This is a genomic window from Bacteroidota bacterium (genome assembly GCA_016720935.1).
In the GTDB taxonomy this organism is placed as follows: Bacteria; Bacteroidota; Bacteroidia; order AKYH767-A; family 2013-40CM-41-45; genus JADKJP01.
In genome coordinates this window covers 132,664-146,793 of record JADKJP010000004.1, presented here as the reverse complement: position 1 = coordinate 146,793, position 14,130 = coordinate 132,664, and the positions used below count along the sequence as shown (strand labels likewise).

At 43.3% G+C, this 14,130-nt stretch carries 11 protein-coding genes; all 11 read left to right on the top strand.

Annotation, left to right across the window (positions count from 1 at the left end; all coding sequences use genetic code 11):
* Positions 1–2: 2 nt before the first annotated feature.
* Positions 3–1,907: an asparagine synthase (glutamine-hydrolyzing) gene (gene asnB, locus IPP86_04695; protein MBL0137815.1), complete on the top strand. Its 1,905-nt coding sequence runs from the start codon at positions 3–5 to the stop codon at positions 1,905–1,907.
* A gap of 13 nt (positions 1,908–1,920) precedes the next feature.
* A complete protein-coding gene (locus IPP86_04690) occupies positions 1,921–3,057 on the top strand; it encodes a glycosyltransferase family 4 protein (GenBank protein ID MBL0137814.1) in 1,137 nt (378 codons plus the stop codon).
* Between the two features lie 186 nt (positions 3,058–3,243).
* Entirely contained in the window at positions 3,244–4,560 is a 1,317-nt protein-coding gene (locus tag IPP86_04685) for a hypothetical protein (protein ID MBL0137813.1), read from the top strand.
* Positions 4,560–5,657: a glycosyltransferase family 4 protein gene (locus IPP86_04680; GenBank protein MBL0137812.1), complete on the top strand. Its 1,098-nt coding sequence runs from the start codon at positions 4,560–4,562 to the stop codon at positions 5,655–5,657. The genes IPP86_04685 and IPP86_04680 overlap by 1 nt, the downstream gene beginning before the upstream one ends.
* 21 nt (positions 5,658–5,678) lie before the next feature.
* Entirely contained in the window at positions 5,679–7,808 is a 2,130-nt protein-coding gene (locus IPP86_04675) for a bi-domain-containing oxidoreductase (protein MBL0137811.1), read from the top strand.
* A gap of 9 nt (positions 7,809–7,817) precedes the next feature.
* A complete protein-coding gene (locus IPP86_04670; protein ID MBL0137810.1) occupies positions 7,818–9,005 on the top strand; it encodes a delta-aminolevulinic acid dehydratase in 1,188 nt (395 codons plus the stop codon).
* Between the two features lie 28 nt (positions 9,006–9,033).
* The gene (locus IPP86_04665) at positions 9,034–9,939 is read left to right on the top strand and encodes a polysaccharide deacetylase family protein (protein ID MBL0137809.1); all 906 of its coding nucleotides are present in this window, start codon (positions 9,034–9,036) and stop codon (positions 9,937–9,939) included.
* Between the two features lie 3 nt (positions 9,940–9,942).
* Entirely contained in the window at positions 9,943–10,734 is a 792-nt protein-coding gene (locus tag IPP86_04660; protein MBL0137808.1) for a hypothetical protein, read from the top strand.
* 5 nt (positions 10,735–10,739) lie between these two features.
* Positions 10,740–11,522 carry a hypothetical protein gene (locus tag IPP86_04655; protein ID MBL0137807.1) on the top strand — a complete coding sequence of 261 codons (783 nt, stop codon included), beginning with the start codon at positions 10,740–10,742 and terminating at the stop codon, positions 11,520–11,522.
* Between the two features lie 56 nt (positions 11,523–11,578).
* Entirely contained in the window at positions 11,579–12,619 is a 1,041-nt protein-coding gene (locus IPP86_04650; GenBank protein MBL0137806.1) for a hypothetical protein, read from the top strand.
* Positions 12,620–12,752: 133 nt separating this feature from the next.
* Positions 12,753–13,847 carry a hypothetical protein gene (locus tag IPP86_04645; GenBank protein ID MBL0137805.1) on the top strand — a complete coding sequence of 365 codons (1,095 nt, stop codon included), beginning with the start codon at positions 12,753–12,755 and terminating at the stop codon, positions 13,845–13,847.
* Positions 13,848–14,130: the final 283 nt, after the last annotated feature.

Sequence of the window (14,130 nt, the reverse complement as noted above, 5' to 3'; positions counted from 1 at the left end):
TTATGTGCGGAATAAACGGACTCTTTTCTTTTTCAGGTGTTGGTATTGATCGCGCCGCGGACAATATTGCCGCGATGAATGAGCGCCTCAGCCACAGAGGTCCGGATGATCGTGGTTACTGGAAGGATCCTTCCGGAAAAGTATTTTTTGGACACCTTCGTCTTTCCATTATCGACCTTTCTCCATCCGGCCACCAGCCAATGATCTCAAAAAATGGTACGGCTATCGTTTTTAACGGTGAGATTTATAATTACAAAGAAATCCGTGAGCGCTTTTTTAAAAATGAACAACTGAATTCCTCCGGTGATACGGAAATTTTATTGCTGCTCTATGAAAAATTCGGCGAAGATTGTCTTCAGTATCTGAACGGTATGTTCGCTTTCGCGATCTGGGATCCTGCTAAGGAGGAGTTGTTTCTCGCAAGAGACAGAGCAGGCAAGAAACCGATTTATTACTCCATGCGCAATGGTGTATTCGCTTTCTCCTCCGAGATTAAAGGATTACTTGAATTACCTTATGTAAAAGCGGAGCTGGATGAGGATGCATTGTATCACTTCCTTACTTATAACTTATTACCACCGCCGCTGACCATGTTTAAAGGGATCAGTAAGTTTCATCCGGCTTACAAAATGAAAGTCGGGAAAAACGGTATCCAATCGTATGAGCCTTATTGGGATGTAAATTATACTGATCTCTCCAATCAATCCGAAGAGCAGGTTTCTGAAAAAATCAGGGAGGCTTTTTCAAAAGCTGTTGATTACAGGATGGTCAGTGATGTGCCTGTTGGTGCGTTCCTGAGCGGTGGAGTTGATTCAAGCGCCGTCGTAGCCGCAATGGCGAAACGCTCAAGTCATGCGGTGAAAACATATTCTGTCGGGTTTGAAGGTCAGCCCGATTATGATGAATTGAAATATGCTGCAGTAGTAGCAAAGAAATACGGGACTGATCATTATGAAAAAATTATCAGCCCTCAGGATATCCGGGATTTTTTACCGAAGATCATTGACATCTTTGATGAACCAATGGCGGATTCAACCTGCATCCCCATTTATTTCATTTCACAAAAGGCCAGAGAGAACGGAACAATTGTAGTGCTTACCGGCGATGGAAGCGATGAACTTTTTGCCGGCTATAGAAACTGGCAGAAGTTTATTAAAAGACATCCTGCATTTCAGACCTATTCCGCCTTGCCTGATTTCCTGAAACGCATGGTTGCTTCAGGATTTGAAATGGTGAAACCTACCTCTCCCTTCGCCGATATTCTCCACCGTGCAGCTAACAACCAGGATTTTTTCTGGGGCGGCGCAAGGAGTTTTAAGGAAAGTAGTAAACGAAAATTTCTTTCCGATGAGTACAATCAACGTACTTCAGGACTGAATTCTTATAGTGTTATCAAAGAATTCAGAGACCGGTTTGATGAACTTCAAAAACGTCACCCTCAATTGAAATTTATTGACTGGATGTGCTATCTCGGATACAAATTCAATATCCCCAATTTTTATCTTTACAGAATGGATAAATTGGGAATGGCACATTCTATTGAAATACGAACTCCTTTTCTGGATACTGATTTCGTGAATCTTGCCTTGTCTGTTCCGGGTCCGCTAAAAATAAAAAACAACGAACCGAAATACATTCTGAAAAAGAGCCTTGAACAGGAGCTTGGTCATGAATTACTATACCGAAAGAAAAGAGGTTTCAATGTCCCTTTGCGTGAGTGGGCAGGAGATTTGATCAGTGATTACGTCGGACAAAATCTCAAATCATTTTGCAAAGATCATCCACAGTTTTCATATCCCGGACTTGAAGAACAATTGAACCGTCTTCGGAGTGGTGATCAGCAGGTCACAAATCAACTCTGGACATTGTACTTCCTCATGTCCTGGTTTAAAAAATGGTTGCCTTGATACTTTATCGCCTATGAAAAAAGTAATCGTGGTTACCAATATTCCAAATCCATACAGGATACCGCTGTTCAATGAAATGTGGCGACAATGCAACGACCACAAAATTGAATTCAAAGTGATATTCGGTGCTCAGAATTATGCCAGGAGAAAATTTGTTCTGGACATGAACGACTGTCTTTTTCCCTATGAAATACTGGACTCGCGAAAACTCGATTTTGGTAACAATGAGAAAATTGTTTTTACATACAAAGGACTGCTGAAAGCTCTGGCTAAGGAACACGCGGATTGCATCATCATCAACGGTTTTTCTGTAGGAACACTTCGTTTGTGGTGGAGATCACTTTTTCGTAAAACACCTTACGTGATTTGGTCAGGAACCGTGAAAAGCAGGGGAGGGAAATTTTCTCCTTTGCGTGTCATGCAAAGGAAAATGCTTTTGCGCAGAGCTGCAGCCTTTATCGCATACGGACAAAGAGCAAAGGAATATCTTCAGGATCTCGGAGCGAAAGCCGACAATATTTTCATCGCACGAAATACTGTTGACACCCGTTTTTTTTCTGAGCAAACCGACAGGGAAAGAAAAACTATGGTGAATGATCCGAAGAAAATGCATTTCACGTATGTTGGTTTTATCATTCGGAAAAAAAATCTGGAACAATTGATGAAAGCTGTTGAAGTGCTTTCAAAACATCGTCAGGATTTTGTGCTCGATTTGATTGGGGATGGTGCCGACAAACTTTTTTTCGAAGAATATGTGAAGACCCATCACCTGGAACGTGTTGTAAATTTTGCAGGCTTTGTCCAGAAAAGTGATCTGCCACAATGGTTAGCCAAAAGCAGCTGTTTTGTATTTCCCTCCAACTACGACATTTGGGGACTGGTAGTCAACGAAGCCATGTCAGCGGCTTTGCCATGTATTTCGTCGGTTCATTCCGGTGTTACAGTTGATCTGATCGAAGATGGTGTGAACGGATTCGCGTTGGATTTTTCGGATCAAAACAAAGTAGCCGAGAAAATGAACTGGATGCTGGATCACCCGCAAGAAGCGCTGGAAATGGGACAGAATGCCAGAAAGACAATTGCGGAAAAAGCAAGTATTCATATTTCCGCCAGGGCAATGGTGGATGCGGCCAGGTTTGTCATCGGCTAAAGCCTCGTTTTTTCAATTATTTCGAAGTAATTCCTTTGTTTTTTAGGCGATCATATTATTGGAAAATGTGATTTTTCCGTTGTTTTTGACCTTTTTTATCGAACAAAATTCGGCGTTTTTCGTATAGTATGATCCGGTTTTGTGCCCAAACGTCAAATTTTTTGGGAGAAAGCGGTAGGCAATTGCATGTATAAACTCTGGAAAAATTGGTTTAATCAGTTACACTGGACAAGGAAGTGGTTTCCTGTTTTCGTGCTAATCCGTCCATTGGTGGATAATTTTTTCTGGTTAAAGGAAATTTCTCCGCTGCTGTCTCCGCTCACCATCGTTGGTGTGCTTACACCGTTGTTGTGCATCATCAGTTTTTACAATCAAAAAATGCCGGGGAAAATCCGCAACGGTGTTGACGGTTTGATGAATTCTTATGGCGCGATAGTTTTTATCAATTGTGTAGTTGTGCTCGTTTACCATTTCTCTATTGATTTCCTTGGAGAAGCGATAAAGTTTGTCACACCAACATTTTTATTTCTGTATGCCCGAAGGTTTATTCAATCGAAAGACGATCTCGTTTTTATTCTCTATACATTTTTGCTCTCCTGTTCAATTCCGCTCGCGATTTTCGGATACGAACTTGTCTTTGGTCCAATACGACCAACCTATTTGTCGGAAGGACGTGGAGGCGGGTCGCGTATTCGTGGACAGTACGGCGACATCATGAGCTATGCGGTGTACATCACCGGAGCATTTTTGATTTACAGTTACCTGTATATCGATGGGATATATTCCCGCTGGTGGATAGGTAAAAAGAAAATAACATCTGCAAGAATGTTCATTGTGTTTTGCATTTGCCTTCTTGGATTGATTTCAATCAAACACGTTTCTTCATGGACAGTATTCCTCTTCCTTTGCGGTTTGATCCTGATGTTTAATTCGAAAAGATCCAAAGGGCTCATCGCTACGATATTCTTCCTGATCCTTCTGCTGCCGATTTTTGGACCCATGTTGTATCAAAGTCAGATTGAACCTCTGATCAGTAAGGAGATAAATGTTGTAAAAGGTGATGCGGAAGTGAATCGTGCATTCAACGGACGTATGGATAGATGGGAAAATTATTTCGCCATCTGGAGTGACCTTCCATTGTATTCGCATTTCGTCGGGATTTCATTCACGGGAGAAGAAAAAATTCCTGTCATGCTAAGTGGTGGGATGCATAGCGACTTTGTCCGAAATTTATTTCTCTGTGGCTTTATAGGCTTAGGTTTGTTCCTGATGTTTTTCCTGTCCATCTTTAACCGTAACACCCGGTTCAGGGTGCCGGAACGATTTCTGATTGTTTCCTCGGTAGGCGTGTTCATTCTCTACGCGATAAGTACTCTCCCTACTTTATATCTGCCAATGCTGAATTACCTTCTGCCTGTATATGCATTCGCGTTTCTGCCAAAAGCAAGAGTCTATCCGGGTTCTGCTATACAAACGACACCTCCACCATTCTCTGTTATCTGATGCCGGCAAAAAAAATACTCATCCTCGGAAAATTACCTCCGCCATACATGGGGCCGGCTCTGGCAACCAGGATCATCCTGGATTCGTCATTGAAGGTGAAGTACCGGTTGTTTCATATTGACACGAAAGCGTATGATTCTCTGAATGAATTAGGGAAGTGGAGTGTGAAAAAAATAATCAGAAATAACGCCATCTATTTCCGGATGCTTCGTGTTTGCATTTCCAGGCGTCCGGATTTGGTGCTGATTCCGGTATCACAAGCAACAACAGGTTTTATAAAAGACTCTGTTTTTATTCTCATCGCCCGGCTTACAGGCAGGCGAGTGCTCTTGCAATTGAGAGGAAGTGATTTTAAAACCTGGCTCAAAAGTTCGGCGAAATGGATGCAACGCTATGCCGCATTCATTCTTCACCGTACACAGGGCATGATCGTATTGGGCAAATCACTCCGTCATATTTTTGAAGAATATTATTCTCCGGATAAAATATATGTAGTGCCAAATGGCGCGAATTATAATTTGTCTTTTACGCAAAAGCATAATTCACCTGTTCGCGTTTTGTATCTCGCGAACTTACAGGCTTCAAAAGGAATTGAAGATGTACTTGAAGCAGTGCGACTCTTGCTGAAACAAGAAACAGGAAATTTTCATTTGGATGTGGTTGGACAATGGAGATCAGAAGAGACCAGAGTTAATTGTGAAAAATTGGTTTCGGATAATAAATTACCGGTTACATTTCATCCTGCGGATGCGGGTAAAAAGAAAATGGAATTCCTCAGTAACGCGGATATTTTTGTATTCCCTCCACGAGCTCCCGAAGGTCATCCCTGGGTGATAGTCGAAGCCATGGCCGCGGGTTTGCCGGTTATTTCCACTGATCGTGGAGCGATAGCCGAGTGCATTCTTGACGGACAGAACGGATTCATTGTTCCGGTGAATAATCCAGAACAAATTGCGGTAAAATTGAAACAGCTGATCTCCGATAGTTCATTACGCGAACGTATGGGCAGAGAGAGCAGGAGATTGTACGAAGAGAATTTTACAGAAGAAAAAATGGTAGGGCGACTTTCGGAAACTTTCGAAAAAGCAATGGCATAGTATTGAACGAAACTCAGAGAGATGGAACAATTGACACAAAACCTGAAAGACGGTGAAATGAAAATTCTGGAAGTGCCTTTCCCGGCGCTGCCCGGAGGTTGTATCCTCGTGCGAAACCACTACTCACTCATCAGTGCCGGAACGGAAGGCAAGACGGTGAAAGATGCCCGATTGGGATATATCGGTAAAGCAAGAGCGAGAAGAGACGAAGTAAAAAAAGTCATTGATACCGCCAAAACGCTGGGCATCCTGAATACCTACCGAATGGTGATGAATAAGCTTGACGCTCCTTCTCCACTTGGATATAGCTGCGCGGGAGAAGTTATTGCTGTCGCATCGGATGTCAGTGATTTTAGTATCGGAGATCGCGTGGCATGCGGAGGAAATGGAGCAATCCACGCGGAAGTAGTCGCGGTACCGGTAAATCTTTGTGTCAAACTGGATCCTTCAGTGCCGATGGAGCATGCCGCATTCACCACCCTTGGTGCTATCGCGTTGCAGGGCATACGTCAGGCAGATCTTCGTCTTGGTGAAAATTGTGTTGTCATCGGTCTGGGTTTGCTCGGACAATTGACGATTCAAATGTTGCAGGCGGCAGGTGTTCGTACAATGGGAATTGATATTGATTCCCGCATGGTGAAACTCGCTGCCGATAACGGTTGCGATCTCGCTATTGAAAGAGGAAGAGCGGATCTTGAACAGCAGATCCTTCATTTTACAAACGGGCAGGGTACAGATGCAGTGATCATCGTTGCAGGAACTGATTCTACTGACCCTGTGGATCTGGCTGGATCACTTTGCAGAAAAAAAGGTAAAGTGATCGTTGTCGGTGCTGTGCCTACGGGTTTTAAACGTCCGAACTATTTTAAGAAGGAACTTGATCTTCGCATGTCTTGTTCTTATGGCCCCGGTCGCTACGATCCGGAATATGAAGAACAAGGACTGGATTATCCATACGCTTACGTGCGATGGACTGAAAACAGGAACATGCAGGCATTTGTAGAACTGCTGCGAACGGGGAAGCTGAATTTAAAAAGCCTACTTACGCATACCTATAATTTTCAGGATGCAACGAAAGCGTATCAGCTGATTTTAGAAAAACAGCAACCCTTCATTGGGATTGTATTGAAATACGATTCCGGCAAGGAGCTGAAAACGAGTGTGCATCTGCGTGAACACAAAGCGGATCCCGCATCTCCGGCTATCGGACTGATTGGTGCAGGAGGATTTGGACAAAATTTCCTTCTTCCTGCGATGAAAGGAAAAGGTCAGTTTGTAAGTGTGGCGACGGCTCGTCCTCACAATGCTCGAAACATTGCTGATAAATATGGATTTTCTTCCTGCACCGGCAATGCCGATGAAGTGGTTTCAAATCCTGCTATCAATACGGTGTTTATTGCAACACGTCACGATTCGCATGCTGAATATGTTTTGAAAGCGCTTTCGCAAAAGAAAAATGTTTTTGTGGAGAAACCACTTTGTTTACGAGAAGAAGAGTTAGAGGGAATTCGGAAAGCCTATGCAGATTCCGGAAGTTTACTGATGGTTGGTTTCAACAGACGTTTCGCGCCCTTTGTCACAAAGATCCGCGAACAGTTTCGTGAAGGTGTTCCGGTAGCAATCAATTACAGAATCAACGCAGGTATCGTTCCCGCGGATCACTGGATTCACGATCCCGCGATAGGAGGAGGAAGGATCATTGGAGAAGTATGTCACTTTATTGATCTCTGTATGTTTATCGCCAGAAGCCCGATAACAACATTGTCGGCGAGATGGATGGAAGATGCAGCCGGTTTGCACGATACTGTTACAATTGGACTCTCCTTCGCGAATGGAAGCACCGCGAACATCAGTTATTTTTCAAATGGAAATAAGCTGGTCTCCAAGGAATATCTCGAAGTGTTTGGCTCCGGAATGGTGGCCATACTCGACGATTTTAAAACACTGAGTCTTGCAGGTAAATCCATGTCAAAGAGTTCGGGAAACCAGGACAAAGGACATCAGGCGGAAGTGGCGGCATTTCTTGCTGCTGTTCAGAATGGAAAGGAAAGCCCTATATCCGCAGATGATTTGTTCATGAGTACACTCGCGACATTTAAGGTGCTGGAATCCGCAGCGCAAAACGGAAAAGAAATTACCATTCAACTCTGAGGAATTCGGATGCAAGGCGATCAAATAGAAAAATCCATCAGCAGATTACAGCTGTACATCGAATCGGAACATTACCGTGGTCCGGATCCATACGATGCGCTGAAATCTCCTGTATTCAAATGGCCTGTGCTCCGGAATCAAAAAATGATTCGCTTTGGGATGCAACAACTTTTGAAACGGATTCCGCTCAATCTTCGCCCCTTGCTAAGAGTGCCGGACGGATATAATCCGGTTACCCTTGGTTTGTGCATCCAGGCTTATGCAAATCAGATAGTGTTCAATCCTTCATGTCGCACTGATAATTTGAAAAAAATTAATTTCCTGATGGATGAACTCGAAAGTTTGATTCCAAAAGGATACAAAGGTTCTTGCTGGGGATATGATTTCGACTGGGAAGCAAGGTATGCTCGAATTCCAGCTTATCAGCCAACCATCGTAGCGACCGGTTTTATTACCAATGCTCTGTTTCATGTTTGGAAAATTACCGGAGAAGAGAGATTTCTGAAACATTGTGTCAGCTCAACGGAATTTATTCTTGAAGACATCAACCGAACTTATGACGGAGACAGGAATTTTAGTTTTTCCTATTCTCCTTTTGATAAAGAAATTGTCTTCAACGCAAGCATGAAGGGCGCAAGAACATTAGCACAGGTTTATTCTGTTACTCAGAATGACAACCTGAAAGATCTTGCTTCGAAGGCTGTCGCTTTTGTCATGAAGTACCAGCAGGACAGTGGCGCATGGATTTATTCCATGAGCAAAGCGGGGACCTGGGTGGACAATTACCACACCGGTTATATACTGGATTGTCTCGATGAATATATTCGTTATACCGGAGATGAAACGTATTCATCTCATCGTGCAAAAGGATATCTTTTTTACAAACAGAATTTTTTTGAACAAAATAAAATTCCGAAATTCTACAATACAAAAACGTATCCGGTAGATTGCACTTCCGCGGCGCAATCTTTACTCACACTGATTCGTTTCGGTGATGTTGAGCTGGCTAAAAATGTCGGAAACTGGATGGTAGAAAATATGCAGGCTCCCAACGGATCATTTTATTTCAGGAAATTTTCAACCTACACCATCCGTACTTCATACATGCGCTGGAGCAATGCCTGGATGTTTGCAGGCCTCACAACATTGCAAGCCGCTTTGGCAAAAGGGAAGGAGGGAACTCGTGGGAATGAATAAGGGAAAATACGCCTTGTGGACAAACGATGTGGAGGACCATTCCATTTGGTTCAATACGTTGCGTTATGAAACAGGTGAACTGGTTTTGAAAGAAGGCATGCCAATCCTGCTGGATATTTATAAAAAGTTTGGTATAAAAAGTACGTTCTATTTTACCGGCTACATGGCGGAACATTTTCCGGATGTTGTACGGATGATTGTGGCGGATGGACATGAAGTCGCTTCACACGGTTATTCCCATGAAGTGGATCAGGCTTTTGATGTACTTCCTTATGCTATGCAGGTTGAACATTTGAAAAAATCAAAACAATTGCTGGAAGATATTTCCGGACAGGAGGTCATTTCTTTCCGTGCGCCTGCTTTGCGTGTGAATGCGGATACACCGAGAGCACTGGCGGAAACCGGCTATTTAATCGACAGCTCCGTAGCTTCCCAAAGATTTGATATGTTTCTTTCTTTCGGAGGAATAAAAAAATTAAAATGGCTTACCGCGCCACGTTTGCCGTATTATACCCGTCCGGATAATTTGTTCCGGAAAGGAAATGGTCCGATACTGGAAGTGCCGCTGACGGCTCTTTTGTTTCCATATGTCGGTACAACGATGCGCATTTTTCCATGGCTCACGAAATTGCAAAGGAGCATTCTGAATGTGGAAAATAAAATGAATCATAAACCGGTGGTGTTTGATATCCATCCAAATGAGTTTCTGAATGAAGAAACCGGCGAAAGGATCATCGAACGCAGAACAAAAAATCCGATATCCTATTTGCTTGCCGATGTTTTACGCGGTAAACTGAAGGTGAAAAATCTCGGCAAAGCGGCGATTCCTCTGTACGAAAATGAAATTTCATTTTATAAAAACCGTGGCTATATGTTTACTACGGTGAAACAATATTGTATTGAAAACGGCTGGTTGCCGGAAAGGAAATCCTGAACGATGCGCATTTTTATTATAACCATGGAGGATCCGGTGTACACACTACCTTTTATCCGCGAAATTATTGATCGCAGGAAAAAAGATATCGTGGGTATCGCGACCACCAAAGGCGACAGGCTGACCATCGGAAAGAATAAATCGCAGTTGGTTTACCTTTTTTCGCTCCTGCTTATCATGGGTATTCCGGCATTTCTGAAATATGCGGTAACCACTCTTGGATTCAAGTTACGGAAGAAATTATCCGGTACATTTTCATTCATCACATCTCCTTCGATCCTGAAATATGCAGGTGACGCCGGGATCCGGACGTTTGACATTAAAACACCAAACAACAAGGATTTCCAGGAACAGCTCAAAGCCCTAAAACCGGATGTCATCATCAACCAAAGCCAGAGTATCATTAAAAAGGATTTGCTGGCCATTCCGACGATCGGGGTGATTAACCGGCACAATGCCCTGCTTCCAAGAAATCGTGGCCGTTTGACCCCTTTCTGGGTCTTATACAGGAAGGAAAAAGAGACGGGTGTGTCCATCCATTTTGTCGAAGAGGGAATTGATAGTGGAGATATCATTGTTCAGGAGAAATATCCGGTTGGAGAAAGGGAAACATTCAGTTCCCTGGTCAGGAAGAATTACGAGGTCGCTCCAAAGGCGATGCTGAAGGCACTGGATCTGCTCGAAAAAGGAAATCCGGAATTGATTGCAAATAATGATGCGGAAGCGACATACAATTCAGTTCCTGAATTCAAAGATGCTCTTCGTTACAGGATGAACCGTTTGTTCCGAAAATAAAAAGCATGCGCGATTTTACCTATACGATCTATCGGGAAATGCTGGAAGCGGCAATCAGTCAGGGTTATCACCTTGCCGCCTATGAAGATTTTGTCACCGGAAAAACAGCCGGACATAAAAAAGTCTTCATACTGCGTCATGATGCCGACCGAATGCCTGAGAATTCCCTGCGTATGGCACAGATTGAATCTGATCTGAACGTGCGTGGAACCTATTACTTCAGGGTACTTGAAAGTTATGATCCCGGTGTGATTCGTGAAATCGTAAAATTGGGACATGAATTGGGTTATCATTACGAAGATGTGACCATCGCGAAAGGAAACATCGATGAAGCCTATCAGTTGTTTATTCGCCACCTGGCAATGTTCCGGGAGTTTTATCCTGTGAGTACAATTTGTATGCACGGGAGTCCGATGACACAATGGGATAACAGGATCATCTGGGAGAAATACAAATACAGGGATCATGGCATTATCGCGGAACCGTATTTTGATACCGACTTTTCAAAATTCCTCTACATCACGGATACGGGAAGAGGTTGGAACAGGAGTACAGTCAGTGTTCGGGACCATGTGGATTCGCCTTTCAACCGGACCTTCAAATCTACGAATGACATTATAGAGCATTTCCGCAAAGGGGATCTGCCTGCACAGATCATGCAGAATATTCATCCGCACAGATGGAATAATAATTATTTACTTTGGTCGAGAGAACTGGTGTTTCAGAATATGAAAAATGTCGTGAAATATTTTCTCTCGAAGCCGAAAAATAAAACAGGAGAACATTAATACTTTAAAATCTACACGAGGAATGTACATTTGTTTTCATTCCATATAAAGAACTTATGCTGGTAAAGAAAATAAGGATCCCTGTTCTCCACATTCTCCTCATCGGGTTTTTGCCCGGTGTGTTGAAGAAGTGGGTGTACAGGATGAAAGGGTATCGCATCGGGAAGGGAGTAAGTCTTAGCCTCGGCTGTATCATTGTAGGGAAAAATGTGGAACTGGCGGATCATTGTAAGATTGGTTTCTTCACCATTATCCGGGGAAGATCCATTCGTATTGACCGATTTGCCAGGATTGGATCGTTAACTGTTTTGGATACAGAAAAAATCGAAATAGGAGAGGATGCGAGAATCAATGAACAGGTCTTCGTGGGTGGAATGAAAACACCACAGTCAGCGCTGATCGTTGGCAAACGCGCCATCATCATGCAGCTAACCTACATCAACCCGACATTGCCTGTTGAAATCGGTGATGATACCGGAATTGGCGGACATTGTTTGTTATTCACACACGGTAGCTGGAGTTCAAAGCTGGAAGGTTATCCGGTCACATTTGCGCCGATCAAACTCGGGAAAAAAGTCTGGCTGCCCTGGCGTGTATTTGTTTTGCCCGGTGTCAACATCGGTGATGGTTCTGTGATCGGAGCCAATTCACTGGTGACGGCGGATATCCCTGCCAATTGTCTTGCCGCCGGCTCTCCGGCGAAAATTCTGAAAACAAATTTCCCTGCTAAACCGGATGTTCAATCACAGCGCGATATGGTGGACGGGATCTTCAAGGAGTTTTTTGATTATCTCGCCTATTTTGGATACACGGTAAATACCGTTCAAAATGCGGCCGGGTTTACCGCCACTTTGCAGGGAGATAAAAGTGGTACCTTGATTTACCGACACGGGCCTTTCACGGATTCTGTTCCTGCCGGAGATACTGCGCTGATTCTGTTTCGCGGAGATGCGGCGGAAGTGAAAAAATTTGCCGGCATGGGTTATTCTGCAGTGGTGTCGCTGGGGGATACCCTCCGCATCGGAAGCGGCGCGACAGGAGAAGAAATTATTTCTTTCTTCTCTCGCTACGGGGTAAGATTCTCCCGACTGGATTAAAAATGAACATATATTCATTTTAAATTTAGGCAATGGAAATCATTCACGGAAATGAAATTATATAAATGAATTATTATTCATAATAAAAAACTGCTGCCGGAAAACGGAGCACAATCAGAAATTCAAATTCCTCATGGCAGTCGAAGCGCTATTTTATCTTGGTCACCCGGCGCATTTTCACCTCTTTAAATTCGCGATCCGATCTCTCAAAGCGGAGGAAGTGGTCGTGTGTATTAAATCAAAAGATGTGCTGGAGCAATTGCTGAAGGAGGAAGGGATTCCTTACATCAACATTGATGACAAAGGGAAGAAAAGAAGCGGAATGCTTTCGCTTGCCGCCGCGGTTGCCGGTCGTACGCTGACCTTGTCGTCCATTGTCCGGAAATACAAACCGCGTCGCCTCATGGGTAGTACCGCGGAGTTGTCGGTACTCGGCCGTCTTTTCGGAATTCCCTCGTTTATCTTTTTTGAAGACGACCTGGAATATGTACCTTCCTATGCACGCATCGCAGGTCCTGCTGCCACGTATCTCTTGTGTCCGGATTGTTGCAGTGCCTGGAAATGGGAGCGAAAAAAAATCGGGTATTCCAGTTACCACGAACTCGCTTATCTTCATCCCAATCATTTTAAACCTGATCCTGCACGTGTGCCTTTATTTTCAGAACCAGGGAAACGAAAATTCATTCTGCGATTTTCAGGATTGGGCGCATACCACGATACAGGAATTTCGGGAATGACAGATGCGGTTGCCTTGCGACTCATTCATCGTCTGGAAAAAGAGGGTAGAGTATTCATCACTTCCGAACGTCCTCTTCCGGAACAATTCGAACCTTATCGTATTTCCATTCGTGCCAGTGATATCCATCATGCAATGGCTTACACGGATTTGTTTTTGGGAGATAGTCAGACAATGACCGCTGAAGCCGCTGTCCTGGGAACTCCTGCAATCCGCTATAATGATTGGGTCGGAAAACTTGGCTATCTGGAAGATCTTGAACATGCATATTCACTCACATATGGTATTCCGGCAGGACAAGAAGAGAAACTGTATGCCAAACTGGAGGAGTTGCTGAGTGTACCGAATCTCGGTGAAGAATGGCAGAAAAGGAGAATGAAAATGCTCTCCGAGAAATCGGATTTTTCAAAATGCATTGCATGGATTTTAAAATGTGATCCTAAGGATCGCAAACTCATTCTGGAAATAAAAAATACTGCGCAGTTTCAATAGGATTGTCAGGTTACCATATGATTTCATTTTATGTTTAAACTTGATGAAGCCCATCTGTATTTTGGTTGTGAAAACACGATGGGATAAAATTTGGATTCAACATAATTGCGGCAAAGCGAGACTATATATTATTTGAAAATTTTCCTCGATAATTGATCCATTGTCTGCAAATTGAATGAAATTATAGATACCGCAGTTTCGATTTTGCGGTAAAATCAAGCATTCGTGGGTTTATATTCCATTTTCTTGGAAGAAGTCAATTATTTTTTTAGCTTTACTTTAT